Origin of the sequence: Arthrobacter sp. A5, assembly GCF_051131705.1 — a bacterium.
Classification (GTDB): Bacteria; Actinomycetota; Actinomycetes; order Actinomycetales; family Micrococcaceae; genus Arthrobacter_M.
In genome coordinates this window covers 3,318,381-3,345,079 of sequence record NZ_CP180316.1, presented here as the reverse complement: position 1 = coordinate 3,345,079, position 26,699 = coordinate 3,318,381, and the positions used below count along the sequence as shown (strand labels likewise).

General features: G+C 65.4%; 28 protein-coding genes. 19 read left to right on the top strand and 9 right to left on the bottom strand.

From position 1 onward, the window contains the following. Positions 1-170: 170 nt before the first annotated feature. Positions 171-1,469 carry a LysR family transcriptional regulator gene (locus ACLLJI_RS15750; RefSeq protein WP_434614133.1) on the bottom strand — a complete coding sequence of 433 codons (1,299 nt, stop codon included), beginning with the start codon at positions 1,467-1,469 and terminating at the stop codon, positions 171-173. A 114-nt stretch (positions 1,470-1,583) separates the two neighbouring features. Between ACLLJI_RS15750 and mmsB the strand changes: the two genes are divergently transcribed. Genes mmsB through ACLLJI_RS15730 form a run of 4 tightly spaced genes read left to right on the top strand, consistent with a single transcriptional unit; the run spans position 1,584 to position 6,127 of the window. Further along, positions 1,584-2,495, top strand: coding sequence for a 3-hydroxyisobutyrate dehydrogenase (mmsB, locus tag ACLLJI_RS15745; protein ID WP_434614130.1), 912 nt, complete (start codon positions 1,584-1,586; stop codon positions 2,493-2,495). Next, positions 2,492-4,042, top strand: coding sequence for an aldehyde dehydrogenase family protein (locus tag ACLLJI_RS15740; RefSeq protein ID WP_434614127.1), 1,551 nt, complete (start codon positions 2,492-2,494; stop codon positions 4,040-4,042). The genes mmsB and ACLLJI_RS15740 overlap by 4 nt, the downstream gene beginning before the upstream one ends. Then, complete coding sequence (locus tag ACLLJI_RS15735) at positions 4,035-5,282, top strand: CaiB/BaiF CoA transferase family protein (RefSeq protein WP_434614124.1); 1,248 nt, start codon at positions 4,035-4,037, stop codon at positions 5,280-5,282. The genes ACLLJI_RS15740 and ACLLJI_RS15735 overlap by 8 nt, the downstream gene beginning before the upstream one ends. Next, the gene (locus ACLLJI_RS15730; RefSeq protein ID WP_434614121.1) at positions 5,279-6,127 is read left to right on the top strand and encodes an enoyl-CoA hydratase/isomerase family protein; all 849 of its coding nucleotides are present in this window, start codon (positions 5,279-5,281) and stop codon (positions 6,125-6,127) included. Before ACLLJI_RS15735 ends, ACLLJI_RS15730 begins: the two co-directional genes overlap by 4 nt. Before the next feature lie 3 nt (positions 6,128-6,130). Here ACLLJI_RS15730 and ACLLJI_RS15725 read toward each other — a convergent pair whose 3' ends face one another. The 7 genes from ACLLJI_RS15725 to ACLLJI_RS15695 all read right to left on the bottom strand — a co-directional run bounded on the left by ACLLJI_RS15725 (position 6,131) and on the right by ACLLJI_RS15695 (position 11,926). Further along, positions 6,131-6,760 carry a uracil-DNA glycosylase gene (locus ACLLJI_RS15725; protein ID WP_434614118.1) on the bottom strand — a complete coding sequence of 210 codons (630 nt, stop codon included), beginning with the start codon at positions 6,758-6,760 and terminating at the stop codon, positions 6,131-6,133. Between the two features lie 363 nt (positions 6,761-7,123). Further along, positions 7,124-7,591: an SRPBCC family protein gene (locus ACLLJI_RS15720; protein WP_434614116.1), complete on the bottom strand. Its 468-nt coding sequence runs from the start codon at positions 7,589-7,591 to the stop codon at positions 7,124-7,126. Positions 7,592-7,794: 203 nt separating this feature from the next. Continuing rightward, positions 7,795-8,424 (bottom strand): malonic semialdehyde reductase, encoded by a 630-nt coding sequence (locus ACLLJI_RS15715; protein ID WP_434614113.1) that lies wholly within the window; start codon positions 8,422-8,424, stop codon positions 7,795-7,797. 274 nt (positions 8,425-8,698) lie between these two features. Further along, positions 8,699-9,085: a flagellar assembly protein FliW gene (fliW, locus tag ACLLJI_RS15710; protein WP_434614110.1), complete on the bottom strand. Its 387-nt coding sequence runs from the start codon at positions 9,083-9,085 to the stop codon at positions 8,699-8,701. Further along, entirely contained in the window at positions 9,082-9,963 is an 882-nt protein-coding gene (flgL, locus tag ACLLJI_RS15705) for a flagellar hook-associated protein FlgL (protein WP_434614107.1), read from the bottom strand. The genes fliW and flgL overlap by 4 nt, the downstream gene beginning before the upstream one ends. A 3-nt stretch (positions 9,964-9,966) precedes the next feature. Then, positions 9,967-11,427: a flagellar hook-associated protein FlgK gene (gene flgK / locus ACLLJI_RS15700; RefSeq protein WP_434614104.1), complete on the bottom strand. Its 1,461-nt coding sequence runs from the start codon at positions 11,425-11,427 to the stop codon at positions 9,967-9,969. 10 nt (positions 11,428-11,437) lie between these two features. Then, complete coding sequence (locus tag ACLLJI_RS15695; RefSeq protein WP_434614101.1) at positions 11,438-11,926, bottom strand: flagellar protein FlgN; 489 nt, start codon at positions 11,924-11,926, stop codon at positions 11,438-11,440. A gap of 197 nt (positions 11,927-12,123) precedes the next feature. Here ACLLJI_RS15695 and ACLLJI_RS15690 point away from each other — a divergent pair, with 197 nt between their 5' ends. The 5 genes from ACLLJI_RS15690 (at position 12,124) to ACLLJI_RS15670 (ending at position 16,376) form a co-directional block, all read left to right on the top strand. After that, entirely contained in the window at positions 12,124-12,948 is an 825-nt protein-coding gene (locus ACLLJI_RS15690) for a sigma-70 family RNA polymerase sigma factor (protein ID WP_434614098.1), read from the top strand. 132 nt (positions 12,949-13,080) lie between these two features. After that, on the top strand, positions 13,081-13,920 hold the full coding sequence (locus tag ACLLJI_RS15685) for a flagellin (RefSeq protein WP_283559823.1): 840 nt from the start codon (positions 13,081-13,083) through the stop codon (positions 13,918-13,920). A gap of 197 nt (positions 13,921-14,117) precedes the next feature. After that, entirely contained in the window at positions 14,118-15,455 is a 1,338-nt protein-coding gene (gene fliD, locus ACLLJI_RS15680; RefSeq protein WP_434614093.1) for a flagellar filament capping protein FliD, read from the top strand. A 5-nt stretch (positions 15,456-15,460) separates the two neighbouring features. Beyond that, positions 15,461-15,889, top strand: coding sequence for a flagellar export chaperone FliS (gene fliS / locus ACLLJI_RS15675; protein WP_434614090.1), 429 nt, complete (start codon positions 15,461-15,463; stop codon positions 15,887-15,889). Then, on the top strand, positions 15,882-16,376 hold the full coding sequence (locus tag ACLLJI_RS15670; protein ID WP_434614087.1) for a hypothetical protein: 495 nt from the start codon (positions 15,882-15,884) through the stop codon (positions 16,374-16,376). The genes fliS and ACLLJI_RS15670 overlap by 8 nt, the downstream gene beginning before the upstream one ends. A gap of 236 nt (positions 16,377-16,612) precedes the next feature. Here the strand turns inward: ACLLJI_RS15670 and ACLLJI_RS15665 are convergent, their stop codons facing one another. Next, entirely contained in the window at positions 16,613-18,496 is a 1,884-nt protein-coding gene (locus tag ACLLJI_RS15665) for a DUF222 domain-containing protein (RefSeq protein ID WP_434614084.1), read from the bottom strand. Positions 18,497-18,720: 224 nt separating this feature from the next. On the opposite strand from ACLLJI_RS15665, the gene flgB reads away from it, so the two are divergent. Genes flgB through ACLLJI_RS15615 form a run of 10 tightly spaced genes read left to right on the top strand, consistent with a single transcriptional unit; the run spans position 18,721 to position 26,681 of the window. Continuing rightward, positions 18,721-19,062, top strand: coding sequence for a flagellar basal body rod protein FlgB (gene flgB / locus ACLLJI_RS15660; RefSeq protein ID WP_434614081.1), 342 nt, complete (start codon positions 18,721-18,723; stop codon positions 19,060-19,062). Then, positions 19,059-19,451 carry a flagellar basal body rod protein FlgC gene (locus ACLLJI_RS15655; protein WP_434621596.1) on the top strand — a complete coding sequence of 131 codons (393 nt, stop codon included), beginning with the start codon at positions 19,059-19,061 and terminating at the stop codon, positions 19,449-19,451. Before flgB ends, ACLLJI_RS15655 begins: the two co-directional genes overlap by 4 nt. Then, positions 19,451-19,756 (top strand): flagellar hook-basal body complex protein FliE, encoded by a 306-nt coding sequence (gene fliE / locus ACLLJI_RS15650; RefSeq protein WP_434614078.1) that lies wholly within the window; start codon positions 19,451-19,453, stop codon positions 19,754-19,756. The genes ACLLJI_RS15655 and fliE overlap by 1 nt, the downstream gene beginning before the upstream one ends. Further along, complete coding sequence (fliF, locus tag ACLLJI_RS15645) at positions 19,756-21,345, top strand: flagellar basal-body MS-ring/collar protein FliF (protein ID WP_434614075.1); 1,590 nt, start codon at positions 19,756-19,758, stop codon at positions 21,343-21,345. The genes fliE and fliF overlap by 1 nt, the downstream gene beginning before the upstream one ends. Then, positions 21,342-22,361: a flagellar motor switch protein FliG gene (gene fliG, locus ACLLJI_RS15640; protein WP_434614072.1), complete on the top strand. Its 1,020-nt coding sequence runs from the start codon at positions 21,342-21,344 to the stop codon at positions 22,359-22,361. The genes fliF and fliG overlap by 4 nt, the downstream gene beginning before the upstream one ends. Continuing rightward, complete coding sequence (locus tag ACLLJI_RS15635; protein WP_434614069.1) at positions 22,351-23,022, top strand: FliH/SctL family protein; 672 nt, start codon at positions 22,351-22,353, stop codon at positions 23,020-23,022. Before fliG ends, ACLLJI_RS15635 begins: the two co-directional genes overlap by 11 nt. Next, the gene (locus ACLLJI_RS15630) at positions 23,019-24,344 is read left to right on the top strand and encodes a FliI/YscN family ATPase (protein ID WP_434614066.1); all 1,326 of its coding nucleotides are present in this window, start codon (positions 23,019-23,021) and stop codon (positions 24,342-24,344) included. The genes ACLLJI_RS15635 and ACLLJI_RS15630 overlap by 4 nt, the downstream gene beginning before the upstream one ends. After that, positions 24,344-24,892 (top strand): flagellar FliJ family protein, encoded by a 549-nt coding sequence (locus ACLLJI_RS15625; protein ID WP_434614063.1) that lies wholly within the window; start codon positions 24,344-24,346, stop codon positions 24,890-24,892. Before ACLLJI_RS15630 ends, ACLLJI_RS15625 begins: the two co-directional genes overlap by 1 nt. Then, on the top strand, positions 24,889-26,235 hold the full coding sequence (locus ACLLJI_RS15620; protein ID WP_434614060.1) for a flagellar hook-length control protein FliK: 1,347 nt from the start codon (positions 24,889-24,891) through the stop codon (positions 26,233-26,235). The genes ACLLJI_RS15625 and ACLLJI_RS15620 overlap by 4 nt, the downstream gene beginning before the upstream one ends. 17 nt (positions 26,236-26,252) lie before the next feature. Further along, positions 26,253-26,681: a flagellar hook assembly protein FlgD gene (locus tag ACLLJI_RS15615; protein WP_434614057.1), complete on the top strand. Its 429-nt coding sequence runs from the start codon at positions 26,253-26,255 to the stop codon at positions 26,679-26,681. The last annotated feature ends 18 nt before the right edge of the window (positions 26,682-26,699 follow it).

The window sequence follows — 26,699 nt, the reverse complement described above, 5'->3', positions numbered from 1 at the left end:
GGAGCGGGAGAATAAACCATGGACATCGAATTACGCACCATTGAGGATTGCCCCCACGGCCCACAGGCCAGGGAGCTGTACAGGCGTGCTTTGGAGCTGGAAGGCCTGGCTGCCGAAAGTCTCACCGTTCGGGAAATCACGACCAATGAAGAGGCAGCGGAACTGCTGTTTCATGGTTCGCCGACGTTCAGCTTGAACGGGGCCGATCTCTTACCGTCTGATGCTGAACCCGCACTGACCTGCCGGGTATATGGGACACCCGGGGGACTTTCCGGCCTGCCGGCTCTGTCTACCTTGCGCGAGGCTATTAGGGAATTCAGTGATGGACAATCGTCTTGAGGATATCGTTGCCGGCTACGAACGGGCCTGCGGCGAGCTGACAGAATACCTGCTCGCGGCTGACCGCGCCGGTCTCCGCCGCGGGAGCAGCGGGACCCGGTGGACCAATGAGGAGCTGCTCTTCCACATGGTTTTCGGATACATGGTGGTCCGGACCCTGTTGCCCATGGTCCGGCTGATGGGCCGGCTTCCCCGATGGTGGGGACGTGGTTTCGCTGCGCGTCCCGCCGGAGCCTGGTCTCCTGCAAAATGGCTCCGATCACGGCCTGCACCGCGGCGGAGCGGGGGGACTCCGGGCGCGCTGCCGCCCAAAAGCTCAGCCGGCGTTCAAAGGCCGCCGGCAGAACAGGAACGAAGTCCGGCTGGCCGCAAACCATGAAGGACGGCAGTATTCCGATGCCGCCATGGCCCCTGACGGCTTCAATCTGGGCAAAGATGCTCGTGGCCTGAAATGCTGCCGCCGGTTCGGAGAGGGCAGAGGATCGGTGCCCCAGCTCGGCGATCTGGAGCACGGATTCCACGTAGGAAACAAAGGTGTGCCGTTGGAGATCCATTGCGCTCGCAGGTGTCCCCTTGGTCTTCAGATATTCAGGGCTGGCATAGAGCCGGAGGAAATAATCCGTCAGGAAGACCGTCTCGGCCCTGCTGGCATCAATGTGGCCGGCCACTATTTCCAGATCGACGCCGGAACGGTTCTGGCTGACCTTCCGCGTGGCGCTGAGGAGCTCCACCTTGAGCTGCGGATGGCTGCATTGCAGCCGTACCAGCGCCGGGGCGGCGATGGCGGCGCCGAACCCGTCCGAGGTGCTCACGCGGACCAGTCCGGCGAGGGAACCGGAACCGGTATCCAGGCTGGCCGCGAGATCGCCGAGGCTGTGCTCGATTCCTTCGGCGGCACGGACGGCCTGCCGGCCCAGCTCGGTGAGCTCCCAACCATGCGGATTGCGTTCCAGCGTCCGCCCGCCCAGGCGTTTGTCGAGGGCGAGAATGCGGCGGGAGATGGTGGTATGGGAGGTTTCCAAAGCCTGCGCGACGGCGGTAAAGCGGCCCAACCGCGCCACCGTGAGCAGGATGAGCAGATCATCCGGGCTGGGGAATTTCTTAAAGTCCACCGCTGCAGTCTCCTTCATGTGCATTCCTGCACAGGGTCTCTGCCAATATTTGGCTTGAATGCACTCTAACAGGGTGTGATCCTAGTCATAACCGGATCAGTCCGGACACCGCAGAAGCAAGGGGCTTTCATCATGGCTGTAGTCGCATGGATTGGTTTAGGGCACATGGGCGGCCCCATGACCGCGAACATGATCAAGGCCGGGCACGAGGTGCGCGGTTTTGATCTCGACGCGGCGGCACTGGCCGCAGCGGTCGGCCACGGTGTCACTCCGGCGCCGAGCATTGCCGACGCGGTGGACGGCGCCGACGTCGCCTTCACCATGCTTCCGAAGGGTGACCACGTCCGCACGGTCTATCTGGGCGACGGCGGCATCCTGTCATCCGCGGCAAAAGAGACACTGCTGGTCGATTCCTCAACCATTGACATCGACTCGGCCCGGGCGGTTCACGACGCGGCCGCCGATGGCGCTTTTCGTTTTGTGGATGCGCCCGTCTCCGGCGGTATGAGCGGGGCCCAGGCGGGGACATTGACGTTCATGATCGGCGGCGAATCGGTTGCCGTTGCCGACGCGTCGAAGTACATTGAACCGATGGCGGCGAATATCATTCCCACGGGCGCTGCGACGACCGGTCAGGCCGCGAAAATCTGCAACAACCTGATGCTGTTCATCAATCTGGCCTCCACCGCCGAGGGCGCGGTGCTCGCCGACCGGCTGGGTCTGGACAAGCAGGTTTTCTGGAACATTGCCTCCGTCTCTTCCGGGGACAGCTGGGCGCTGCGCACCTGGTATCCGCTGGCCGGGGTGGTTCCCACGGCGGCGTCCAACAAGGACTTTGCCCCGACGTTCACAGCGGAGCTGGCCAACAAGGACATCAGCCTGGCCATTTCCGCCGCCCGCAGCACCGGCACCCCGCTGGAGATTGGTGAGCGTGTACAGCAGCTCTTCCAGCGGCTGATTGATGCGGATCAGGGCCGCAAGGACTGCTCGATGATCGTCTCCCTGGTGGACGGCTCTCTGACCTCGGGGAAAGTAACAAAATGACGCAGACCACGAACAACACTCCCGCCGCGCCGCACACGGGCATGAACGCGGACTCGCCGGTGACCGACTGGCCGATGTGGATCGACGGCCGGCAAGTGGAGGCTCAGCAGGTCGGCAGCCAGGCCCCGCAGTGGCGGCCGGTGAATAACCCGGCCCGCCGGGAAGCGGTCATTGCCCGGGTCCCGGCGGCCGGACCGGCGGACGTGGACAAAGCGGTGGCCGCTGCCCTCCGCGTCTTCCCGGAGTGGCGGGCCCTGCATTTCAGCGGCAGGCAACGCGCCCTGGCCCGGATTGCAGATGAGCTGGAGGAGCGTTCCGAGGAGTTCGCCAGGCTGACCGCACTGGACACCGGCAACGCGCTGCGGACGCAGGCCCGCCCGGAGGTATTGTCCATGGTGTCGCTGTTCCGGTATTTTGCCGGCGTGGCAGGGGAAGACAAAGGCGCGACGCTGCCCGCGGGTGACGATCAGCTGCAGTACACCAGGCTGGAGCCGCTGGGCGTGGTGGCCTGCATTCTGCCGTGGAACTCGCCGCTGATGATCGCCTCGTTCAAAATCCCGGCCGCCCTGGCCGCGGGCAATACCGTCATAATGAAAGCCGCCGACGACGCACCGCTGACCATCCTGCTGCTGGCCGAGGTCTGCAATCGGCACCTCCCTCCAGGGGTGGTCAACGCGCTGACCGGGCGCGGCTCGGTCATCGGCGCGGCGCTGGCGGATCACCCGGACGTGGCCAAGGTTTCCTTCACCGGATCGACGGAGGTGGGACGCGGGGTCGCCCGGCAGGCCGGCGAGCGGCTGGCGCATATGTCCCTGGAGCTGGGCGGCAAGAACCCTTCCATTGTGTTCCCGGACGCGGTCGACGACGAGCTGATCGACGGACTGCTGCTGGCCTCGCGTTTTACCCGGCAGGGGCAGAGCTGCACCGCCGGTTCCCGGCTGTTCCTGCATGAGGACATCCATGACGAGGTCATGGACAAACTGGTGGCACGGCTCAGCGCCCTGAAGGTGGGTGATCCGTTGGACGAGGCCACGGATATGGGCGCGGTGATCAACAACAAGCAGTTTACCCAGATCAGCAGTTACCTGTCCGAGGGCCGTTCCACCCCCGGCATGACCACCGCGCTGGGCGGCGAAGCCCCATCGGAAGGGCCGCTCCTGGCGGGTTACTACCACCTGCCCACCATCTTCAGCGGGGCGAAAAACGAGTTCCGGCTGGCGCAGGAAGAGATCTTCGGCCCGGTGCTGGTGGCGATCCCGTGGCATGACACCGATGACGTGGTGCGGATGGCCAACGACACGCACTTCGGCCTGGCGGCCTACGTCTGGAGCCATAACCTGGACAATGCGCTGAACACCGCGCACCGGCTGGAGGCCGGGTGGGTGCAGGTGAATCAGGGCGGCGGCCAGGTGGCCGGCCAGTCCTACGGTGGCTACAAGCAGAGCGGGCTGGGCCGGGAAGTGTCCTTGGAGGGGATGCTGGCCGGGTTTACCCAGACCAAGCAGATCAACGTCAAGCTGCGCAGCCACGGTGGACTCCATGTCTGAGCCGGCAGCCGGTTCACGAACCCGCGGTCCGCTGGAGGGCATCAAGGTCCTGGACCTGAGCCGTGCCCTGGCCGGGCCGTACGCCACCGCGCTCCTAACAGACCTGGGTGCCGAGGTGACCAAGGTGGAGAGCATCAAGGGCGGCGATTCGACCCGGTCCTGGCCCCCCTTCGAAAATGACCAGAGCCTTTACTTTGACTCCACGAACCGGGGCAAGTCCTCCATCGCGGTCGATTTCTACAGCCCCGAAGGGAGGGCCCTGCTGCGCCGGCTGGCGCTCGCGGCCGACGTCGTCGTCGAAAATTTCCGTCCGGGAGTCCTGCGCACCATGGGACTGGACCCGGCGGAACTTCGCGCGGCCAAGCCTGAGCTGATCATCGCGTCGGTGAGCGGCTTCGGCGCGACGGGTCCGCTGAGCCAGGCCGCCGGACTGGACCAGGTGGCGCAGGGGATGTCGGGGCTGATGTCCGTTACCGGTGCCGATGCGGAGCATATGTTCCGCATCGGAGTCCCGATCATCGACATGGTGGCCGGCATGTTCACCGCGTTCGGCATTGCGGCGGCGCTGGCCGGCCGTGCGAGCCACGGGGCGGGGATGGCGGTGTCGACGTCGTTGCTTGAGTCGGCGCTCTCGATCTCCAGTTTTCAGGGTCAGCGTTACCTGAGCACCGGTGAGATCCCCACGCCGCAAGGCAACAACCATCCGGTGCTGTCCCCCTACGGGGTGTTCAAGACGGCGGACATTCCCGTCATCGTCGCCGTCGGGACGCAAAAGCAGTGGCAGCTGTTGTGTCAGCTGCTCGGCGATCCCGCGCTGGCCGATGAACCGGAATACCGGACGGGCAAGCTGCGCACCCTCAACAGGGGTCCGCTCAACCTACGGCTGGAAGAGCTGCTCGCGGCCGGAGACGGCGCGGACTGGGTCCGTAAATTCCGTCAGGCCAAGATCCCGGCGGGGCCGATCTACAATTTTCAGCAGGTCTTCGACGACGAGCAGGTGCAGTCCCTGGACATGGTCAAACACATGCGCCGACGTGACGGCAGTGCCCTGCCACTGCTGCGCGGGCCGCTGTCCATTGACGGGCAGGCAACCGCAATCCGCAAGCCCCCGCCGGCCCTGGGGGAGGACACCCGGAAGGTCCTGGAAGAGCTGCAGCTCAGTGCGGACCAAATCGCGGGCCTGCTGGCGGCCGGCATTGTGATGGCCGCGGACGTTCGTGCTGAGAGCACCGTTTCATGAGCGGAACCGGGTCGGTCCGGGCGAAGAGAACGGTCCAGGCGAAGGGGACCCTCCGGGTCCAGCAGCGTGGCCCCGTGGCGACGGTGCTGCTGGAGAACCCTGGCATGCGAAATGCCGTCACCGAGGAGATGTGGGGTCAGTTTGAACCCGTGCTGGCACGCCTGGACGGGGAGCCATCTATCAAGGTGGTGGTGGTGCGCGGCGTGGGCTCGGACTTTTCCGCCGGCGCGGACATCGGCGCGCTGCAGCAGATCCTGTTGGACCCCAGCACCGGTCACAGCGACGGCGGCCGGATCAGTGCAGCCGAACGTGCCCTGTCCAAATTCCGCAAGCCCACGATCGCAGCCATCGACGGATACTGCATGGGCGGAGCCTGGCAGATCGCCGGTGCCTGCGACATCAGAATCGCCTCCGATGCTGCGGTCTTCGGCATCACACCGGCGAAGATCGGCATTGTCTATCCGCTGTCCGGGATTGACCGGCTGGTCCGGCAGGTGGGGCCGGCTCCGGCGAAGTTCCTGCTCTTCAGCGGCGACTTCGTGGATGCCCATACTGCCTTGGCTCTGGGCCTGGTGGCGCGCGTAGTCCCGCAGCCGGAGTTCTGGGCTGACATTGATTCCTTCGCCCGCCGGCTGGCATCGCGCTCCCAGCTGTCCATTCACGCGATGAAGGACCTGGTGGACGCCATCGCCGGCGGAGCGGAGGACCTGGCGGCGCGCAACGAGTACTGGCAACAGGAGATGGCCGCGAGCAGCGATCCCGCGGAGGGAGTGCGCGCATTTCTGGCCAAGGAAATCCCGGAGTTCAGCTGGCTCTCGACTGCTTCCCGGCAGCCGGGGTCCTGACGGCTACGCGGCAGTCAGGCCCGTGCGCGCCATCGCATCCGCGTAGGCCGCCTTCATCTCCTCGAGCCATTCCTGCTGCCGGGTGGCTGAGCCGCCGAAGGACTTGCCGCCAAGGGAACGCACCTTGTATGTCTTGACTCCCCGGCGCCAGATCATTGGGTTCTCGGTCTTCAGGAGCAGACCGGCCAGCCGGTTTGCCTCGGTCCCGTGGGCCACGATGGCGGAGGCCCTGGGGACCAGTGCCAGGAGCCTCAGGAGTGGTTTGAGGCCGGCCGAAATCTCTCCGGGCGCGAGCTTGCCGTTGGCTTTCCCGTGGGTGAACCAGGGGTGCACATTCCACGGCATGATGTATTCGGGCCGTAGGCCGATCTGCCATTGCACTCCCATCAGGCGCGCCACGGCATCATCATCCCCAGGCGTGACAAAGCCGGAGTCGTGTGCGGAACCGATATTGGAGTACAGACTGATGATGCGGCATTCGTCCACGTTGTGGACCGGGTCGATGTAAGAAACCTCACTGCCCGGCCGGAGGTCGACGAGGGAATCGCAGAGTTCGTTAACGGCCGCGACGTTCGGTTCGTAGCGGCGGTTCCAGAGTTCTTCGCGGTAGGTTTCAGTGACCTGGGCTGTCATCGGGTGAGGCTTCTCCTATGCGGGCGGACACGCCCCTGCGCCGGCCGCAGGCATGCCGGGACCGGCGGTGGGGGTGCTGATTCGTTGGGCGGATCGGGTGCGGAACGCGTTCGGCCCGGAAGCCTGCGATTGGCAACTCCCGGTCCGGGCTGGTTGCCTGCTCGATCGGTATCCAGTCTATCAAGCCCGGGCAAAACGAAACCGGCAGGAAGGGAATCTGCCTCACCTAAAGGGCATTAAAATACATGACGGACTTTGGCGGGTTTTTCATCGCTGCCGGCTCGTTCAAATGACGCTGAGCACGTTCCGGTGGCACCTCGGGACTGACCCCCGTCAACGCCACATTGGGCGTGGTACCGCGGCCTACCCCTTGGCGGCCGCGACAGCTTCGGCGAGGGAGGCGAGACCCTTGTCGAAGTCGCCCCCCACCATTTTGTCCATGCTCATAAACAAAGCAAAAACGCGGCCAACGCCCTTGTTGTCGCCCGTCATGGTCCAGGTGACGCGGGTTCCGCCGGCCTCGGGCGTGAAGGTGAATTTGGTGGGGTTGACGGCCTTCATGGGCTTTGTGAATTCCAGCCGGATGCCGATGCTGGAAGGCGCGGTGACATCCACAATTTCCATGGTGCCCGAACCTGCCTTGCGATTCCCGGTCCACGCATATTTTGCTCCCACGCCGGCTTCGGCGCCGGAGTAGGTGCGCTTCATGGACGGATCAATTTTCTCCCACGGCGACCAATTGGTCCACTGGTGGAAGTCGTAAACAAAGGGATAGATCTCTGCCGCGGCGGCCGGGATAACGATATTGCGCGTGACGCTGAAGGATGACATGCCGTCATCATATGCGGTGGGTCAAACATTCCCTACGGGTCGGCCAGAAATGACGGGGGGCCTTCGGAACTGCGGCGGCGGATCGAACACGGCTGCCGCGCACGACCGCGGCATCGTCAAAGGACTCCAAAGTTGGGGCTCGCTGGCGTCCTCGGACATCGCCCCCGACTGCCGACAGCGAGCCCCACCCTGACAAGGTACTGCTAGACCGTGGCGGTGGCTACGTCGTAGTCAAGGCGCGGCAGACGGGGCAACCAGGCGTTCTCGCCCGGCTTGCCGATGTTGACCACCATGATGGTTTTCCGGCTGGTGCCGGCGTGGAAGTCAGCATCGATGGCGGCGGTGTCGAAGCCTGCCATCGGGCCGGCAGCCAACCCAGCGGCCCGGACGGCCATGATGAAGTAGGCCGCCTGCATGTGGCCGTTGTTACCGGCCATTGCGGACCTGAGTGCGTCCTTGCCCTCGAACATGGCCTTACGCTCGGGAGCGTGCGGGAAGAAGGTGGGGAAGTGCTCGTGCCAGTCCCCGTCGACGCTCAGGATGGCGACCATCGGCGCCGTCGCGGTCTTCGCGGCATTGCCGTCCGCCATGTAGGAGACCAGACGGTCGCGGGCCTCGGCGGAGCGCACCCAAGTGACGCGCAGCGGTTGGATGTTCATCGCCGTCGGGCCCATCTTGGTGAGCTCATAGATGGCACGCATCTGCTCCTCGGTCACCGGCTCATCGGTGAAGGTGTTGGTCGTACGCGCCTCAAGGAAGAGGGCGTCGGTGGCTTCGCTGTCCAGGATCAGTTCATCCTGAAGATTGACGACGACGGCGTTATCGATGCTCATGACGCTGCTTTCTGTGGGGGAGACAAATTTGTGGGGGACAAATCTGTGGATAAGACGTACGGTGTTCCCCTTTGCAAGCGTTCGGACCGTGCCTGCTGCTTCCCGGATCCAAGGTGGTATTCATCACAGTTGCGGCTGAATGGCTATCGCTGCGCTGGTGATGATGATGGTGCCCGGCTCGACTCGGCGCGGGACTGGGTCGAGTTGGCAGGAGCCTCCAACGGCTGTTCGGCGCGGGAAAACTGCCGTAAGTCAGCCTGGTCCTACGGCCCTGCTATGGCGAGGTGAGCTCCGCCAAATCTCCGCGCAGCGGCCAACCCTGGCCGTCCAGAATGACCTGTGAACAGCGGCGCGTGCTGTTGTTCACCACGATGGGCGCCATCAGGTTCACGGTGGTGGTCCGCTCACCGAAGTTTGCCACCACCAGAACCTGTGCCTGCTCGGGTGTGTCCAGCGCCAGCACCGTGCACTGCTCGTCGGAGAGCAACGGGGCGTAATCGGGCAGATAGACGGACGCGTCAAGGACGTACAACCGCCGGTCCGCACCGGCTACCGACTGCAGCCGGTAGAGGCCGTCGGCGCCGGCCACCGGATCCAGAGTGAAGTCCACCAGTGGTTCCAGCCCGGGCGGAGGGGCGGCGAACGTCAGGGCGACGCTCACCGGAGGAAGTCCATCAGGGACATCGGGAGCACCTTCGCCGTCACGGCGAGCGCGGCCTGGTAATTGGTCGCCTGCAGCTGCAGATCCAGGATGGCCTTGCCAAGGTCCAGGTCCTCGATGCCGGATCTGGTGGCCTCCAGCGTGCCCTTGAGGGCGGTGTTGGTCTCCTGTGCGCGCAGCAGCTGTGCCTGCCGGGTGCCGACCTCGGCGTGCCGGCTGCTGATCGCCGTCATCCGCGCTTCGAGATCCTTCAGATGTGCGCTCACGTCAGCTCCGGAGGTGAGGTCGGCGGTGATTTTGTCCAGCAGTGCGAAGACTGACGTGTCACCCGTACCAAAAACGGCCGCCCCGTCGGCGTCCACCCGGATACTGGTTTCATTGCCAACGCGGCGTTCGACGGCGCCGCCCGCCGGTACGGTGTAGGGTGCGGTCGAGGAGAACGGCGAGGAGTCGTTGGAGTTTCCGGCGAAGATGTTCCGGCTCATGAACTTGGTGTTGGCCTGGCTGAGCAGGTCTGTTTTCAGACCGGTGATCTCCACCGCGAGGGCCTCCTTGGCCCCGCTGCTCACACCGCCATTAGCGCCCTGCACGGTCAGGTCCCGGACCCGGTTCAGAATGAACGACGCGCTGGACATGGTGGTGTCAACCGTCGCCAGCCAGCCGTTTCCATTTTCGATGTTGCGGCCGTATTGATCCGTCGCAGACTGCTGGGCGCGTACCTGAAGCGCGGCGGCAGCGGCGGCGGGATCATCCGAGGGCCGCCCGATCGCTTTGAGCGTCGAGGCACGGTCCTGGAGTTTGGCCAGCTGGGATGAACTCGACTGCAGGTTCCGCTGCGCGGAGTCCATCATGGTCTGATTGGTGACACGGCTAATCATGCGCTATCTCCCCACGAGTCCGGTTCTGTTGATCAGTACGTCCAGCATCTCATCCACGGCCGTCATGACGCGCGCCGCTGCCTGGTAGGCATGCTGGTAGGAGAGCAGATTCATGTTTTCCTCATTCAGGCTGACCGAGGCCGAGGAGGCCTGCAGCTGCGTGGCGCTCACCGCCGAGGCGGCGGCCAGCTGTCCCTGCTGCTGCGCCGAGCGTGACGCCGCGCCCAGCTTGGTGATGAAGCCGCTCCACGCGGTGCCCGGAGAGTCCGGTCCCACGCCCAGCTGCGAAATGGCGTCCGCGTTGCCGCCATTGAGGGCTCCGCCAGTGGCGCTCCCCGTGGCCAGGCCGGAAACGTCGGTGACCGCAACGGTCAGTCCCTGGGCCGATGGTTTGCCGGGCGAAAAATCAAAGAAGTCCCCTCCGGCCGTCCCCGCGGTAGTGACGCCCGCCCGGTGTGCCGTGTTGACGGCGTCGGCCAGCTTCTGCGCAAACGTGTTGTAGGAAGCGGCCGCCTCGGCAATCGAACCACCGGTGCCGGCCGCGTCGCCCGCACCGCCGCCGGCCGGAGCCAGCACGGACAAGGCGCCGGCGATTTCGCCGCCGTCGAGCGGTACGGCGGCTCCTGTCCGGTCCGTCCATTCCAGCTGGACGGCGTAGGTTCGGGCGGGGCCAGTGCCGGCGCCCGGGGAGTCCATCACATAGGCGCCGGCCACCTGCACGGTGCGGGCCGTTCCGCCGGAAACCATCGCGTTGCCGCCCACCAGAACGTCCACCATGCCGTCACCGGTGTCCCGGACTGCGCCACCGGCCAGCGACGCAATGGTGGCGGTGAGCTGGCTGCGCTGGTCCACCATCTCGTTGGCGGAACCGCCGGCGGCGATCGTCGAGCGGATGCGCAGATTCAGGTCCGCGACCTGGGCGGCGGCGTTATTCAGGTCCGTGGCCATGCCGTCCACCTGCGAACGGCCCTGGGACCACTGGGCTTCCAAATTCCCGTATCCGACGGCCAGCTGTCCGGCCAGGTCGTTCGCGGCGGCCAGGAGAACAGCGGCGGGGGCCGCCTCACCGGCCTGGTTGGCCATCGCGCCCCAGCCGGCCCAGAAAGCCTGCAGCTTGGCGGAAATCCCCTTCGCGCCGGGTTCGTGTGTCGAGTCCTCGATCGTGGTGAGGGCGTTGCTGCGCACCGCGGTATACCCGGCGGCCGCGGTGGTGGAGCGGACCCTGGCATCCAGGAACGTATCACCCAGGCGGGCCACGCCGTCCACGGAAACCCCCTGCCCGGCACGGGCGCCGGCGGAAAAAAGCCCAACATTGGCGCCTTCACCGATCGCGGATGTGGTCACGCGCTGCCGGGTGTAACCGGCGGTGTTCGCATTGGCAATGTTCTGGCCCGTGACGCTCAGCCCCTGCTGGGCAGCGGTCAGGCCGGAGAATGCGGCGTTCAGTGCACCGAATGTGCTCATGAAGAGGTCCTCACAGGTCTTTATCGAAGAGTCTGGCGCCGGCGTCCAGCCCGGTGCCACCGCGGGAATTGTAGGTGCCGGCGTCCGGTACCAGCCCGGCCACGGTTTCCTGCGTCGAGCGGGCGGCCGCACGCAGGAACTGGTCGTTGGCGTCCCGGAGTTCGCGGATCCGCGTTGTCAGTTCCGCCAGGGCGTTCAAATGGCCCGCGAAGATCTCGGACCAGGGACCGGCCGGCGCCTGCGCGGCGATGTCGCGCAGGCTGGCGTTCTCCTCCGTGCCCCACTCCCTGGCGAGCGCGGAAACTTCAACGGTGCGGCCGAGCCCGGCCGTCCGCAGCCGCTCCACCACCTGCTCAACCTCACGCGTGGCGTGCTGCAGCCAACGGGTTTTTCCGGAGGTGAGGATCAGTTGTTCCTCCTCCAGCTTGAACGTCAAAAGCTCCAGTAGTTCCCGTTCTTTCCACAGCAACGAGGACAATTCCTGGGCGCCCAACCTCACCAGCTCCTCTGTAAAATTCCGACAGACGTCAGATCGCCGCCTAGTTGTTACCCAACTATCGGCAGGGAATGTCTTTATGTTAGTCCGCACTGGTGGTATGTTTCACGTAGCGCGCCCGAGTTATACGGCTGATCATGGTCTCTGGTCAGTTCGGGAGCCTTCTGTTGGCGTTGACGGCTCCCGGGGGAACCAAATAAATGAATCGTATTAAGCGCAATGAGCTGGTCATCGAAAACCTGCCATTGGTTGGCTATCTCGTGTCCGAACTGTGTGCCAAGGCCACCCATCTCTCACGGGATGATCTGGCGTCGGTGGGCGCCATTGCGCTGATCACCTCGGCCGAGGCCTACAACCCGGACTTCGGCGTCCCCTTTGGAGCCTTTGCCCGCCGTCGTATTGTCGGCGCTTTTGCCGATGAAATGCGGTCCGGCGACTGGGCTCCCCGCTCGGTCCGGCGCCGGATTAAAGAGACGTTGGCCATCCGTGAGACTCTGACTGCCGCGTTGGGCCGGATCCCGACGGTGGATGAGATAGCCGCGTCCTTGGGGGTGACTCGGGATGAAGCCGATGCCGCCTTGGCCGATGCTGCGCGAACCGTCTCAACCATTGACGAGGTCACCGCCGGGTTTCTGGTTGCGGAAAATGCCTCCCCCGAGGGCGAGCTGCTGGCCGCCGAGCGGCTGCAGTACCTCCGCGCCGCCGTCGGCACGCTGCCGGCAAAGATGCGCTACGTGGTGGAGCAGATTTATTTTCAGGACCGCAGCGTCAAGGACCTTGCCGCGGAGCTGGGCTCCACGCATTCCGCCGTGTCCCAGCAGCGCGCCGAGGCGATCCGTCTGCTCGGCGACGGGATGGGCACGCATTACGGGAACGACGACGGCGACACGCACGTTCCGCTGTCCCGGATCGCCCCACAGCGACGCAACGCCTACCTGTCCGCCATGGGCGGCCACACCGCAGGGGGCATTACCCGCGCCGCGCACCATCACCCGGCGCCGGCGATGGACGTCGTCGTCGCCTGAAAATACGCAAAAAGGCGAATTCCGAATTGTCTTCCGCGAGCTGCTAACCGCCGTACCTGCTCCGCCGATAGTTGAGTGTGCCGGACCATGGATGGGCCGGCGAAACTGACCCCACTCACGGAGGAATACAACATGGGCATGCAGATCAACACCAACCTCGCGGCAAACAACACCTACCGCAACCTGGCCAACACGCAGAACGACCTGTCCAAGTCATTGGAAAAGCTCTCCAGCGGCCTGCGCATCAACCGTGCCGGCGATGACGCCGCCGGCCTGGCGATCTCGGAGGGCCTGAAGTCACAGGTGGGCGGCATGACCGTCGCAGCCCGCAACGCTCAAGACGGCATCAGCGTCATCCAGACCGCTGAAGGCTCCCTGGGCGAAGTGCAGTCCATCCTGCAGCGTGTTCGTGACCTGGCTGTTCAGGCCGGCAACGACTCGAACAGCGTGGATTCACGTGCCGCGATCTCCACTGAGGTCACCGCGCTGGGTAAGGAACTGACTCGGATCGGCGATTCGACGAACTTCAACGGCAAGAAGCTGCTTGACGGCGTTACCACGAGCCTGACTTTCCAGATCGGCGCGGGCAGTGTCGCAGGCGCGGACCAGATCTCGGTCAACTTCTCAGACGTAAAGGCCATCGGTACGGCCGTGTCCACCTTGGCTTCGGGAACAGGCTTCTCAAGCGCCGCTGATGCTTTGACTACGATCGACGCCCTGGATACGCAGATCAAGGCCGTATCGACCGCCCGCGCCTCCCTCGGAGCGGACCAGAACCGGTTCGAAAGCGTCATCAAGAACCTGGCCGTTTCCAAGGAAAACCTCTCCGCCGCCGGATCCCGTATCCGCGACACGGATATGGCTGAGGAAATGGTGAAGTACACCCGCAATAACATCCTGTCGCAGGCCGGGACCGCCATGCTTGCGCAGGCCAACCAGTCCAACCAGGGTGTGCTGCAGCTCCTGCGCTAAACCTGGTGAAATAAACCCTGTGACCTAGACCCTCTAAGTACGTTCTTCAGGTAACAGGGTTTATCCGGTAACAGGGCCTCGGTAACAGGAACAGGACTGATCGCGGCTCCTGCGGCGGATGGACGAGTGCTGCTCACCCGTTCATCGGCCGCAGGTAGGCCGCTTCCGTAGTTAGAGACGTATCAGGAGTTACGCGCATGGGAATCACTCTCGATGGCTTGTCGAGTGGTCTGGACACCACCACGCTTATTGCCTCGCTGATGAAAGTGGAAGCCATTCCACAGACGCTCCTGAAAAACAAGGTCTCGGACACGCAGGTCATGGCGTCGGCGTTGCAGGCGTTAAACACCAAAATTGCCGCGCTCGCCGTCCTCGCTAAGACGGCCGCGAAGCCCGCCGCCTTCGACGTCTATGCGGCAACGAGCAGCTCCGACAAGGTGACGGCTGTGTCCACGGCCGGGGCCTCCGCAGGGCAAATCGATTTTGTGGTCGATAGACTCTCGCAAACCCAGGTCAGTGTAACGGGCGCCTTGACCGTATGGCCGGACAGCGGGCTCACCCTCACGGCCAAAGACGGCACGGCGACCACCATCACAGCGGCCTCCAACTCTTTGGATGACGTGGTCAAAGCGATCAATGCCGCCCCGGCGGGTGTCACCGCGATGAAAGTGGCTAGCGGGACTGACTCCGGCGGGAATCCCCAATACCGCCTCCAGCTCACTGCAGCTTCGGCCGGTGCCGCCGCCCAGTTCAGCATTTCCGGCACCACCGCCGCCGTGATAGACATCAAAACCGCCCAAGACGCGCAGGTGACTCTCTGGGCCGGCACCGCCGCTGCCCAAGCCGTTACTTCGGCCACCAATACTTTTCCGGAACTGCTTCCCGGCGGCGCCGTGACGCTGGCTTCCGGTGCCCTGGGCCCCGCCACGGTTACCGTGGCACGCGATGACAAGCAGGCCGCCAAGATGGCCTCGGATCTGGTTACCGCCCTGAACGGGGTCTTTTCCCTGATTGCCGCCCGCAGTGCCGTTAGCACCAGCACGGATGCCAGCGGTAAGACGGTCACCGCAACGGGGCCCTTCACCGGGGACAGCACCGTCAGGGACGTGAGCCAGAAGGTGCTCTCCGCCGCGTCGCTGCCGGTGAATGGCCACTCGCCATCAGAATTCGGCGTTGGCATCACCCGCGACGGAAATCTGCTCTTTGATGCGGACAAGCTGACGGCCGCTTTGGCGAAGGATCCCACCGGGACTAAAGCCGCCCTCGCTGAAATTGCCTCCCGGGTAGGCACTGCCGCCGCTGTCGCCTCCGATAAATACAGCGGTACCATAACCTCCCAGATCACCGGCCAGCAGAGCGCCATCAAAGATCTCAGCGACCAGATCAGCAGCTGGGACCTCCGGCTGGCGAGCAGGCAGGCCGGGCTGCAGTCAACTTATGCCGCCCTGGAAGTTGCGTTGGGAAAAATGAAGTCCCAGCAGTCCTGGCTGACCGCACAGCTGTCCGGCCTATCGTCATCGAGCACGGGAGCATGAGCACCATGAGTACTGCCTACGCACAGCAAATGGCCAAATACAACCGGGAGGCGGTCCTGTCGGCCCCGCCGGCCCGGCTGCTGACCATGCTGTACGACAGGCTGCTGCTTGACCTGGGCCGCGCCGAGGCAGCCCAACAAGGGCAAAACTGGGCGGCCGCGTCGGAGAATCTGGTCCACGCGCAGGCAATTGTTGCCGAATTATCCACCTCGCTGAACGCGGATGCCTGGGACGGTGCCGATCAGCTGTTCGCGCTGTATACGTTTGCATCCAACAGGATGATTGAGGCGAACATTGAGCGGGACGCCGGGAAGACCCGCGACTGTATTGCGGTCCTGGAACCGCTGCGGCAATCCTGGCACGAGGCGGCTGCATCGCTGCCCGTCCGGACCGGAGCACCGGCATTCACGGGCGGAAGCCTCGGCATTGGCTAAGGCGCCGGGTACTGGACAGAGCACCGAACGGAGCACCGGACAGGGCATTGAACAGGGCTTCCACGAGGGCATTGAACAGGGCTTCGACGAGGGCATTGTACAGGGCATCCACCAGGGCATTGAACATGGCCTCCAATGGCTCGGGATTCTGGAGCAGCTAGAGGCCGGGGTCAATGCGCCAGTTCCGGGGGAGTCCTTGTATGGGGTCCGGCGCCAAGACGCCTCGGCCGATGCCACGGTAGCGGCGGAACGTGAATCGGCTGTGCAGACAGCAAACAACGCGACTCCGTGGCTGCCGCTGGCTGATCCGGGGCCGATTCCCGCCGGACTGATCGGCCGGGCTCGCCGGCTGCTCGCAGCCCAGCATGACGCCGTCGAACGTCTGGAAGCGCAGCTCCACGAGACCGCGCGGCACCTGGCCGCCGTTCAATCGGTGCCGGAGACGATACCCACTGGGCGGCCGGTTTTTCTGGACGTTACGGGCTAGACCTAGCGCGTTTGAACGGAAGGGCTAACGGAACGACCGACAATGTCAAAGAGGCCGTAGGAATGATCGAGGCGCCGTAGGAATTTACTCCGAGAACACGCGCGCTCCGCTTGTATTCACTCGGGTTCCAGATGCGGCACTCGACTGTGACGAACTTGCCGTCTGTAGCTCTGAGCTGACGCTGGTGTCAATGCCGAGTGCTGGGAGGGTTCAGAACGTACAGCTCCACCTTCAGGTCAGAAGGGTGGTGGTGGTTCGGGGTTGTTGGGGTAGACGCGTCCGGTGGGTGAGGTGTGGATGAAGACGCCGGGGGTTGGTTGGGTGACGGTCCAGCCGGTGCCGGGGTCGTCTTTGAGGTGGTGATCGGCTGTGCACAGGGGGCCTAGGTTGGTGTCGCTGGTTTCGCCCAGGGGCAGGGGTGTGCCGTCGGGGGCGTAGGTCTGCCGGTGGTAGGGGATGGTGTGATCGATGTCGCAGAGTCTTGCGGGTTTGTCGCAGCCGATGCCGCGGCAGGTTTTGTCCCGGTTGATGATCCAGCGGCGCAGGTCCGCCGCGGGTTCGTAGGCTGTCCGGCCGATGGAGAGGATGGTGCCGTTTTCGGGGTGGGTGAGGATCCTGAGCCAGGAGGTTGCCTGGCCGGCGAGTTCGCGGGCCTGGTCGGCTGGGATGGGGCCGTAGCCGTTGAGGTTGCCGGGGCGTTCGTCCAGTCCCATCAGGGTCAGGACGGGGACGGTGACGGCGATCTGGGCGGGTGCGTAGCGGGGGGCCTTCCGGCGGCCACGGGCGGTCTTCCCGGCGTTCCCGGTGTCGGTGCCGGTCTTCCCTGCGTTCCCGGTGTCGGTATCGTCGGTGCAGTCGCTGGTGTCGGTGTCGTCGGGGTCGGTGTCTTCGGTGGTGTCGGTGTCGTCGCTGGGGTCGGGGTCCAGGGCGTTGTTGAAGAGGTCGACCATGACGTCGGCGCGGTATTCGTTGATCGCGCGGGAGGGTTTCCCGCCGGGGGTGGTGCCGGTGGAGGGTTCGCCTTCGTGTTGGGCGTGGTGGGCCCAGGCGTCGATGGTTTCGTAGAAGCGCCGGGCGTCCACGGCGGGGAGGAGGGCACCGATTTCGGCCATTCCGTCGGGTTGGGCGAAGAACCAGACGTCGCGGTGGGTGCGGGCGCGTTCGTGCCGGGCGGCGAGGGGTTCGGGGTCGAGTTTCTCCGCCGTTTCGCGGGCATGCCGTTCCAGGGCTTTGGGTGTCAGGGAGGGTGCGAGGGCGGTGATCGCGTCTTCGACCGGGCCCCAGAGTTCGGCCGGGGTGGTGCCGAGTCCGGAGAGGACGGCGTGGACGCGGGCCCGGTCCAGGAGGCCCTGCTCGTGCTGGGCGAGGGTGGCAGGGAGCATGCTGGTGAGGTAGTCGCTGTTGTCCAGGAGGCGCTGGGCGCTGTAGCGGCCGATGTGCAGGGCGGCACCGATTTCCGCTGCCGCGTACCGGGAGCGTTCGCTGATCCATTCGGACCGGGCCGGCACGGTGAAGCGCCGTGGTGTTTCGGCCGGCAGCGGGGGCCGTTCTGCGGCGAACGCGGCGACGGCCCGGGTCTGGATGGCCTGGGCCCAGGACACCATTTTCCCGGCTGCGGCGGCGTAGTCGAGCTTCTGGTCGGCATCACCGCCGGCGGGGTCGGTGAGCAGCAGGGCCTCGGCGGTCCGTAGCGGGTCCAGCCTGTCGGGGTCCTCTTCCCGGACCAGGCCCGCCAACAGGACCCGACGGACGGACTCGACCTGCAGGTCACCATCAGGCTGATGGTTATCCTGCCGGTTAGCGTCAAGGAGCTCAGCGTCCTGCAGATCCGAGACCTGCGCGTCGGGGACCTGTGGGTCTGCGTCCTGCAGATCGGGGAGCTGCTCTTTGGAGGGATGTAGATCACTGCCCGGGTGCTTGGCGATGACGGCGGAGGGCTTCAGGGAGCGGCACAGGTCCTCGCCCGTCAGAGTGCGGGCCGGACCCCACCCGAACTCCCACTGGGTGAGATGGGGACCTTCTGGCCGGGATCCGTTGGCTTGGAAATCTTCGGGGCGGGCGTGCGGGGGTATCCCGAGGTAATCCCCGAGGAGCGTTTCGAAGCTCTTCCCGCCGTCCATGCTTCAATTCTATTCTAATTAAGCTACAATTCCCAAAATTTTTCCGAACGTGTGTGCGAATATTTTCAGACGTCCCGTCCACGTCACGGCTGCCAGGTAAAAGTTTTGGCGATTCTGCTAACGGACGCGTGTCCCGCGCCGATAGATAGAGACGAGCAAGGATCGCTCACTTGAATTGGCCACGGATCGGCCGACTTGTCCCTTTTTTGTAAAGCGGGTAAACGTTGTTCGATTCCGTGACTACTGTGGCGCTCAGCAGCGCCCTTGATGGTCTGGCCCTGCGCCAGCGCAGCATTGCCGACAATATTGCCAACGTCAATACCCCCAATTACCACGCCAAAAAGGTCGCCTTCGAGTCCGCGCTGAGTTCCTCGGTGCAGGCACGGGACGGACACGCAGAGGCGACGACGGCGCGGTCGCTGGATGCGACGCAGCTGAACGGCAACAACGTCAACCTCGATACCGAGACGCTCGCCAACATTTCTACCGTTCTGCGCTACCAGTTCGCGGCCCAGGCCTCCAACGCGCCGTTCACCGGTGTGCGCTCGGCACTGCGGACCAACTGATGACGGACGCAATCAGCATCGCCGGTTCTGGGCTGACCGTGCACCGCAAGTGGCTTGACGCCGTGTCAGACAATCTAGCCAACGTCAATACCGCCAAGAGCACGAACGGCGCCGCTTTCCAGGCGCGCTACGTGCAGGCCCAGGAGGGGCCGGGAAATTCAGGCGTCTACGTGGCCGGAACCGTGTTGGGGGACGCGGCTGGACGGCTGGTCCACGAACCGGAGAATCCACTCGCGGACAAGGACGGCTACGTCCGCTACCCGGACATCGATCTGGGGCTGGAAATGGGCAAGCTGATCATGGCCCAGCGGGGCTACCAAGCCAATGCCGCCGTCGTCGACCGCGCTAAAACTACCTACGAAGCCGCCCTGCAGATCGGAAAAGCCTGATGGCCATCGCCGCAATTCCCACGGTCCAGGGCGTTTCCGCGACGGGCTATCTGCCAGCGGTCCAGCCCGCCGCCCCGGACGGCGACGCGGACTTCGCCTCGACGCTGACCGGTGCCGTGGACGGACTGCAGCAACTGCAGTCCAACTCCAATGACCTGGCCATTAAGGCCGTGACCGGCAACCTGGACGATATTCACACCGCGACGCTTGCCGCTACGCGGGCGCAGGTGACGCTGGAACTGGTGGCGGCGGTCCGGAATAAGGGCGTTGACGCGTTCAACGAGATCATGCGGATGCAAGCCTGATGCCGGCACAGCTATCCGCCTTTTTTGCGCGGTTCACCAAGGCCGTGGGCAGCTTCAGCGTGGCACAGCGCACCATTGCCATTATCGGCATTGCCGCGCTGGTGCTGGGCGGAATCGCGCTCACGTCCTGGCTCACCAGGCCCACCTACACACCGCTGTTTTCCGGACTCGCCGCGGCGGACGCGAACACCATTGTGGACCAGCTGCGCACGGACGGCGTGCCGTACGAGCTGACCAACGGCGGGGCCACGATCATGGTGCCGGAGGCGAAGGTCTACGACGAGCGCCTCAAGGCGGCCGCGGCGGGGCTGCCGGCGAACAAGACGGCCGGCTACTCGCTGTTGGACAACATGGGCGTGACATCGTCGGAATTCCAGCAGACCGTCACGTACCAGCGGGCCATGGAGGGCGAGTTGGCGTCCACGATTTCCGCCATGAACGGTGTAAAAGCCGCCTCGGTGAAGCTGGCGATCCCCAAGGACACGGTGTTTGCCTCCCAGAAACAGGACCCGACGGCGTCGGTGTTCATCGAAAGCGCGAAGGGAACCTCGCTGGATTCCGATCAGGTCCAGGCCATCGTTCACCTGACCTCCGCGTCCATTGACGGGCTGAAACCGCTCAACGTTGCGGTCATTGACTCCTCCGGAACCGTACTTTCCGCCGTCGGAACCGGGGCTGCCGGGGGAGCCGCCAAGCAGGGCTCCGACTATGAGAAGCGCATCAGCGCCGCCGTGCAGGCCATGCTCGACCGGGTGGCGGGTCCCGGTAACGCCACGGTGGCCGTAGCAGCGGATATGAGCCAGCAGACCGGTCAGAAGGTGCAGGAATCCTTCACCAACCCCGACCAGGCTCCCGCTCTGAGCGAATCCAAGGCGACCGAGTCCTACACCGGCACCGGGGCCGCGGCTGCCGGCGTGCTCGGGGCCGAGAGCTCGGCGGCACCCAATGCCGACGGAAACGGGACGTTCACCTCCGACAAGACGACGAAGAACAACGCGGTGAATAAAACCACTGAAACCACGACCATTCCCGCCGGCGCGGTGACGCGGCAGACGGTGTCGGTTGCGGTGAACAAACCGACCGCTGACGGATTGGACATGTCCACCCTGCGTGATCTGGTCTCCTCCGCAGCGGGCATCAATATTGCCCGCGGGGATGTTGTGACCGTCGCGGCGCTGCCGTTCAACACCTCCGGCGCCGCTGACGCCAAGGCTGCCCTCGATGCGGCAAAGGCCGAGGCCGATGCCCAGCGCACGGCGGAGACGTGGAAGACCATCATCATCGTGGCCAGCATTCTGCTCCTGATTGCCCTGGCATTGCTGCTGTACGCGCTCAAGAACCGGCGGCAGAGCCGGCAGCCCGTCGACCTCGGGGAGCGGCTGGATCAGATGGGGCTGCTGGAACCCGCCGCGACCTCCCTTCAGCTGACTCCTCCGCCGGCAGTGCGGGAAATTCCGCGGCTGCCCGACGACGCGCCCGATGATCTGGATGACAAACGGGCCCGGATCGATTCGCTGGCCACCCACGACCCGGAAAAGACGGCAGCATACCTGCGGAGCATGATGGATGACAGCAGGACATCGGTATGAAGACCGCGGAATCGGCCTTGACGGGCATGCAGAAGGCCGCCATTATCCTGATGCAGTTGGAGCCGGAAAAGGCCGCCCGGGTGATGCAACAGTTCACCGAAGCCGAGGCGGAGGAAGTCGCTGCGGAGATTGTCTCGCTCCAGCGGGTGGACCCGGCGCTGGCGGGGGAGGTCATCAACGAATTTCATGAGATGACCTTTCACAGCAGCTCAAATACCCGTGGCGGGCGGGACTTCGCCCTTGAACTGCTGAAGGCATCATTCGGCTCGGAGAAGGCCGCGAGCGTCATGAGCCGGCTCGAATCGTCAATGGCCGGGACGTCCTTTGAATTTCTGGCTGAGGCGGATGCGCGGCAGATTCTGATCCTGCTGGATGGGGAGCTGCCGCAGACCATCGCCCTGGTGCTCGGCCATGTCAGTGCGCAGAAAGCCTCCGCCGTGCTTGCAGGTCTGGGCGAGCCGCTCGGCGCCGAGGTGGCGCAGGCCTTTGCCTCGATGGGTACCGCCACCCCGGAAGCGGTCGGTATTGTTGCCGAGACGCTGCGGGCACGGGCCAATGCCGTCGTCTCGCTGCCTGAAACGGTGGAGGTGATCGGCGGCGTCGAGTCCCTGGTCGAGATTCTCAACCGGGCGGATGTCGCCACCGAAAAGTCCCTGATGGAGGGGCTGGAGGAGCGGGACCCGGTTCTGGCGGAGGAGATCCGTTCGCGGATGCTGACGTTCGCGGACATTGTGAAGCTGGACCGCAAGGATGTCCAACAGGTGCTGCGCGGCATTGACGCCGGTGTCCTGGCCTTGGCGCTCAAGGGCGCCGCTGTCGAGCTCGTCGACGTTGTGCACGCGAATATCACCGAGCGGAATCTTGAAATTTTGCAGTCTGAGAGCGGTGCAACCGGTCCGGTGCGGGCCTCCCAGGTGGAGCAGGCCCGGGCTGACATTGTGCGCTCGATCCGCGAGCTCGAAGCGGCGGGGACCATCACCGTGCGGCGGAACGAGGAGGACGACCTTGTCTACTAATTCGCCTGCTGGCACCTCCACTGGCGCTTTCACTGGTGCCGCCTCCACCGGCGCTTTCACCGGTGCCGCCTTCACGCCGATCAGCTTCGCCCCCGTTGAGGGGACCGCACCCGACGGTCCCGGAACGCCGGGCTATATCCGGGGCCACTCGATCGGTTACGCCTTCGGAATGCGGGCCGCCGAGGCGGAGTCGCAGACGCGGCGCGCCGAGATGGAGGCCGAGCATGCCGCCGGGCTGCTGCGGCTGCGGGCCGCAACAGAGCAGGGGGTGGCCACGCTCAACAGTGCGGTGGCGGCGGTCAATGCGGTGGTGCTGCCGGTGGTCACGGAGGCGCAGGATGCGCTGCTGGCAGGGTCTTTGGAGTTGGCCGAAGCGGTCATCGGCAAAGAGTTGTCCGACGGCGAACACTCCGCCCGGGCGGCGCTGACGCGGGCGATGACGCAGCGGGCCGCCGCAGGCACCTACGCCGTACGGATGAATCCCGCGGATCTGGCAACCCTGGATGCGGACACGCTTGCCGGGGCCCGCGTCCGCCTCGTTCCGGATACCGAGCTGGCGCCGGGGGATGCCATGGCGGAGTTCGAGTACGGCTACCTTGACGCGCGGATCGGCACCGCGCTGGCGCGGGCCAAGGATGCCCTCCGGGGTGACTCCGAATGACGACATCCTGGCGTCCGCACGCTCACCGGTTCGAAGCGGCCCTGGCCGCGGCGCGTCCCGAGCGGGTTGGGTCGGTATCATCCGTCGTCGGGCTCGGAGTGGAGCTGGCCGGGCTCGACTGTGCCGTCGGCGACCTTGTCACCATCGGTGAGAATCCCGGCGTGGACGCCGAAGTGGTTGCCTCTACCCGGACCGGCATCCGCTGTATGCCGCTGGGCAGAATGGCCGGGATCGGGGCCGGCTCTCCGGCACGGACGAAAGGAACGCCTCTGCTGGTCCCCACCGGGGTAGGGCTGTTTGGCCGCGTGCTGGACGGTCTGTGCCGCCCGATCGATGGCAAGGGTCCACTCATGGCTGACGGCAGGGTGCCGTTGGATCATGACACTCCCTCGGCCATGCACCGCATCCGGATTTCCGAGCGACTGCAGCTGGGCGTGCGGGCCATGGACACCCTCCTGACGGTCGGCAAGGGCCAGCGGATGGGCCTGTTCGCCGGTTCCGGAGTGGGTAAATCCTCGCTGTTGTCCATGATTGCCCGCGGCACCGACGCAGAGGTTTCCGTGATCGCGCTGGTGGGCGAGCGCGGCCGCGAGGTCCGTGAGTTTCTCGAAGATGATCTCGGCGCGGAGGGACTGGCCCGGGCCATTGTGGTGGTCTCCACCTCGGATGAGCCGGCTCTGATGCGCCTGCGCGCCGCCTTCACCGCCACCCGCATCGCGGAATCCTTCCGAGACTGCGGTGCCGACGTCGTGCTGATGATGGATTCGCTGACGCGGGTCGCCATGGCCCAGCGTGAGATCGGCCTGTCCGTCGGCGAGCCGCCCGCTACCCGGGGGTACCCGCCGTCGACCTTCTCGGTCCTGGCCCAACTACTCGAGCGTGCCGGAACAGCCGAGCGCGGCTCGGTCACCGGAATATACACGGTGCTGGTGGACGGAGACGACCACAACGAACCGATCGCTGACGCCGCCCGCTCCATACTGGACGGTCACGTCGTGCTGGACCGCAGGCTGGCCGTCGTCGGCCACTTTCCCTCCATCGACGTCCTTAGTTCCATTTCCCGCGTCGCCTCCAAGGTCATTTCGGCCGAGGAGGGCGGGACGGCCACCGCCTTGCGTCGGGTGCTTGCCGCGCGCAAGGGCGTGCAGGACCTGCTCGACGTCGGCGCTTACCAGCGTGGGACGAACCCGCTGGTGGATGCCGCCGTGGATCACGAGGCCGCCATCAACGCGTTCCTGCAGCAGCGGATGGACGATCAGACGGCTGGCATTGATGCATGGAACCAGTTGAACCGGCTGGTCCAGACCCTTGGAGGTACCTGATGTCCCGTGCATTTCCGCTGGCTGGGCTGCTCCGCCTGCGGCACCTGCGCCAGGATGCCGCCGCCGCCGAGCTGGCCGGCGCGAATGCGAGAGCGTCTGCCCACGGCGCGCGGCAGAACGCCGCCCGCGGTGAACTGCAGCAAACGACCAGCGAGGTGGCCACCGCCGCCGCGCTGAGTGCTATGGCCGCTGCACGTTCGTCCGCACGCAGTATGTTGGCCGAGCTCGAAGCAGTGTCGCAGCAGAACCGGGTACAGCAGGACCAGGCGCAGACAGTATTCAATGAGGCGCGGGCCGGTTCCGTCCGGCTGGAGAAGCTGGCGGCGAAGCATGCGGAACTCGTGGCCGCGGAACTGCTCCACTCCGAGCAGACCGTTTTGGATGAGATAGCGGTGACGGCTTGGCACCGCGACCGGGACCGGGGGCCGGACAGTGGACCGAACCGGGGCCGGGGGTCGGATCGCGAGTCGGACCGGGGGCCGGATCGGGAGTCGGACCGCGAGTCGGCTCGGGAGACGGGCCGCGGGCTCGATAGGGAGAAGACATGAGCGCGCTTTCGGGCCTGCAGCTGGCGCTGTCGCCTACGAGAGCCCGGGATTCCGGCGCAGCGGGCCAGAGCCGCGGCAGGGGAGGGCGACAGGGGGAAGCGGCGTTTGGCGCCGTCTTGCGTGCCGTCGTGGGCACGTCCGCCGGTTCCGCCGGGCAGAAATCAGCACCGCAAGGAACAGCCCGCAGCGGGAAGCCGGTTGCTGCCGGCACCGAGCCGGGCGGGACAGCGGCGCCCGTTGCCGCTGGCGCTCTGGCGCCGATTGCCGTGGCCGTGCCGGTTGGTGGCAGCCTGCTGACCGTTGGCGCTCTGCTGGCGGCAGATCCTTTAGCCACCGGATCGCTGTCGGCTGCTGGCATTGAGCCGGGACCGCAGCCGGCCGACGGCACCCGTACGGCCGAAGGCACCCGTACGGCCGACGACGCGGGGGCCGACGTGCCCCCTTCCGTGCCGGAGGCTGTGGCCGGAGCGAGTAATTCCACCAGGTCGCAGGACGCGATGCGGTCTGCATCTGCCCCGATGCCTGCAGCTGCAGGCGCCACGACTACGACGGCTGCAGCTTCCGCACCGACTACGACGACGACGCCGGCTCCGGCTGCGGGCGCGATGACAGTGTCAGCTGCAGCCTCAGGGGGGACGGCGACGCCAGCTACGTCTCTGGCGTCGCCCGTGTCGTCGCCCGCAGCGCTGGCTGCGGCGCCTGCTTCGCCGACCGCCGCCGTCGTCCGCCCCGGTGGGCTGACCTCCAATACACCGGCGCCGACAGCGTCACAAACCACCTTTTCCCCTGGTGATCAGGGCGCGCCCCTCGTGCCCGGCCCCATCGTTTCCTTACAGGCGGCTCCCGCGGCATCCGGCACGCCCGTGCCGCGGCCTTCCGGAGCCCCGCAGCCTGCCCCGGTCCCGCTTGCCAGCCAGATTTCGGGGCCGTTGGCCGCACTGGCAACGGCCAGGCCCGGGGAACACGTGATGACCGTCCGCATCGCTCCCGATGCATTGGGCCCGGTTACGGTGCGGGCGCATATTTCCGCGGATAACATCAGGATCGAGCTGTACGCCCCGAACGATTCCGGGCGTGACGCGCTCCGGGCTGCCCTTCCCGATCTGAAGCGGGTCCTGGCAGCGACGGGAATGAACGCCAGCCTCGATCTTGCATCCGGAAACCAGCCCGGCCGGGACCCCGACGCCCGGGACCCGGAGGCCCAGGGCGCCGATGGCCGGACCTCCCCGGCTCCCGCGAACGCCGGGCAGCCCGGTAACCGGCAGTTCGAGCCGCCGGGCCCAGAGCCGGGTGTCAGCAACGCCCATGCCGGCCCAGGATCCACCCTTGACATCACCACCTGAGAGAAGGAGCAGCACCCGTGGCCATTGACCCGGTAACCGCAACCACAGCCAGCAGCGGCAGTAGCCTCTACGCCAGCGCTCCGACGACGGCCCCGAAACAGGTGATGGACGGCTCCATGTTCATGTCGTTGCTGGTGACCCAGCTGCAGAACCAGGATCCGAGCTCGCCGATGGACACCAATCAGATGATCGGCCAGACCACTCAACTGGCCATGATGGAAAAACTCACCGCGATGGAAACCACCGGCACGGAAAACTTTTCGCTCCAGATGCGGATGGCGTCCGCCGCGTTGGTGGGTCAGCAGATCACCTACACGGGCAAAGACGGGGACACGCTGACCGGTCTTGCCAGCTCGGTTTCCTACGCGGGACCGGTTCCGCAGATCACCGTGGACGGCAAGACGATGCCCCTCGACGCGGTCTCCGGCGTCAGCACGAAAAGCTGACAAAGAGCCAACGGCTTT

Bases quoted from the DNA above. Each gene is read 5' to 3' on its own strand.
- ACLLJI_RS15750 (WP_434614133.1), bottom strand. From the start codon at position 1,469: ATGAAGGAGACTGCAGCGGTGGACTTTAAGAAATTCCCCAGCCCGGAT.
- mmsB (WP_434614130.1), top strand. From the start codon at position 1,584: ATGGCTGTAGTCGCATGGATTGGTTTAGGGCACATGGGCGGCCCCATG.
- ACLLJI_RS15740 (WP_434614127.1), top strand. From the start codon at position 2,492: ATGACGCAGACCACGAACAACACTCCCGCCGCGCCGCACACGGGCATG.
- ACLLJI_RS15735 (WP_434614124.1), top strand. From the start codon at position 4,035: ATGTCTGAGCCGGCAGCCGGTTCACGAACCCGCGGTCCGCTGGAGGGC.
- ACLLJI_RS15730 (WP_434614121.1), top strand. From the start codon at position 5,279: ATGAGCGGAACCGGGTCGGTCCGGGCGAAGAGAACGGTCCAGGCGAAG.
- ACLLJI_RS15725 (WP_434614118.1), bottom strand. From the start codon at position 6,760: ATGACAGCCCAGGTCACTGAAACCTACCGCGAAGAACTCTGGAACCGC.
- ACLLJI_RS15720 (WP_434614116.1), bottom strand. From the start codon at position 7,591: ATGTCATCCTTCAGCGTCACGCGCAATATCGTTATCCCGGCCGCCGCG.
- ACLLJI_RS15715 (WP_434614113.1), bottom strand. From the start codon at position 8,424: ATGAGCATCGATAACGCCGTCGTCGTCAATCTTCAGGATGAACTGATC.
- flgL (WP_434614107.1), bottom strand. From the start codon at position 9,963: ATGATTAGCCGTGTCACCAATCAGACCATGATGGACTCCGCGCAGCGG.
- flgK (WP_434614104.1), bottom strand. From the start codon at position 11,427: ATGAGCACATTCGGTGCACTGAACGCCGCATTCTCCGGCCTGACCGCT.
- ACLLJI_RS15690 (WP_434614098.1), top strand. From the start codon at position 12,124: ATGAATCGTATTAAGCGCAATGAGCTGGTCATCGAAAACCTGCCATTG.
- ACLLJI_RS15685 (WP_283559823.1), top strand. From the start codon at position 13,081: ATGGGCATGCAGATCAACACCAACCTCGCGGCAAACAACACCTACCGC.
- fliD (WP_434614093.1), top strand. From the start codon at position 14,118: ATGGGAATCACTCTCGATGGCTTGTCGAGTGGTCTGGACACCACCACG.
- fliS (WP_434614090.1), top strand. From the start codon at position 15,461: ATGAGTACTGCCTACGCACAGCAAATGGCCAAATACAACCGGGAGGCG.
- ACLLJI_RS15665 (WP_434614084.1), bottom strand. From the start codon at position 18,496: ATGGACGGCGGGAAGAGCTTCGAAACGCTCCTCGGGGATTACCTCGGG.
- fliE (WP_434614078.1), top strand. From the start codon at position 19,451: ATGGCCATCGCCGCAATTCCCACGGTCCAGGGCGTTTCCGCGACGGGC.
- fliF (WP_434614075.1), top strand. From the start codon at position 19,756: ATGCCGGCACAGCTATCCGCCTTTTTTGCGCGGTTCACCAAGGCCGTG.
- fliG (WP_434614072.1), top strand. From the start codon at position 21,342: ATGAAGACCGCGGAATCGGCCTTGACGGGCATGCAGAAGGCCGCCATT.
- ACLLJI_RS15630 (WP_434614066.1), top strand. From the start codon at position 23,019: ATGACGACATCCTGGCGTCCGCACGCTCACCGGTTCGAAGCGGCCCTG.
- ACLLJI_RS15625 (WP_434614063.1), top strand. From the start codon at position 24,344: ATGTCCCGTGCATTTCCGCTGGCTGGGCTGCTCCGCCTGCGGCACCTG.
- ACLLJI_RS15620 (WP_434614060.1), top strand. From the start codon at position 24,889: ATGAGCGCGCTTTCGGGCCTGCAGCTGGCGCTGTCGCCTACGAGAGCC.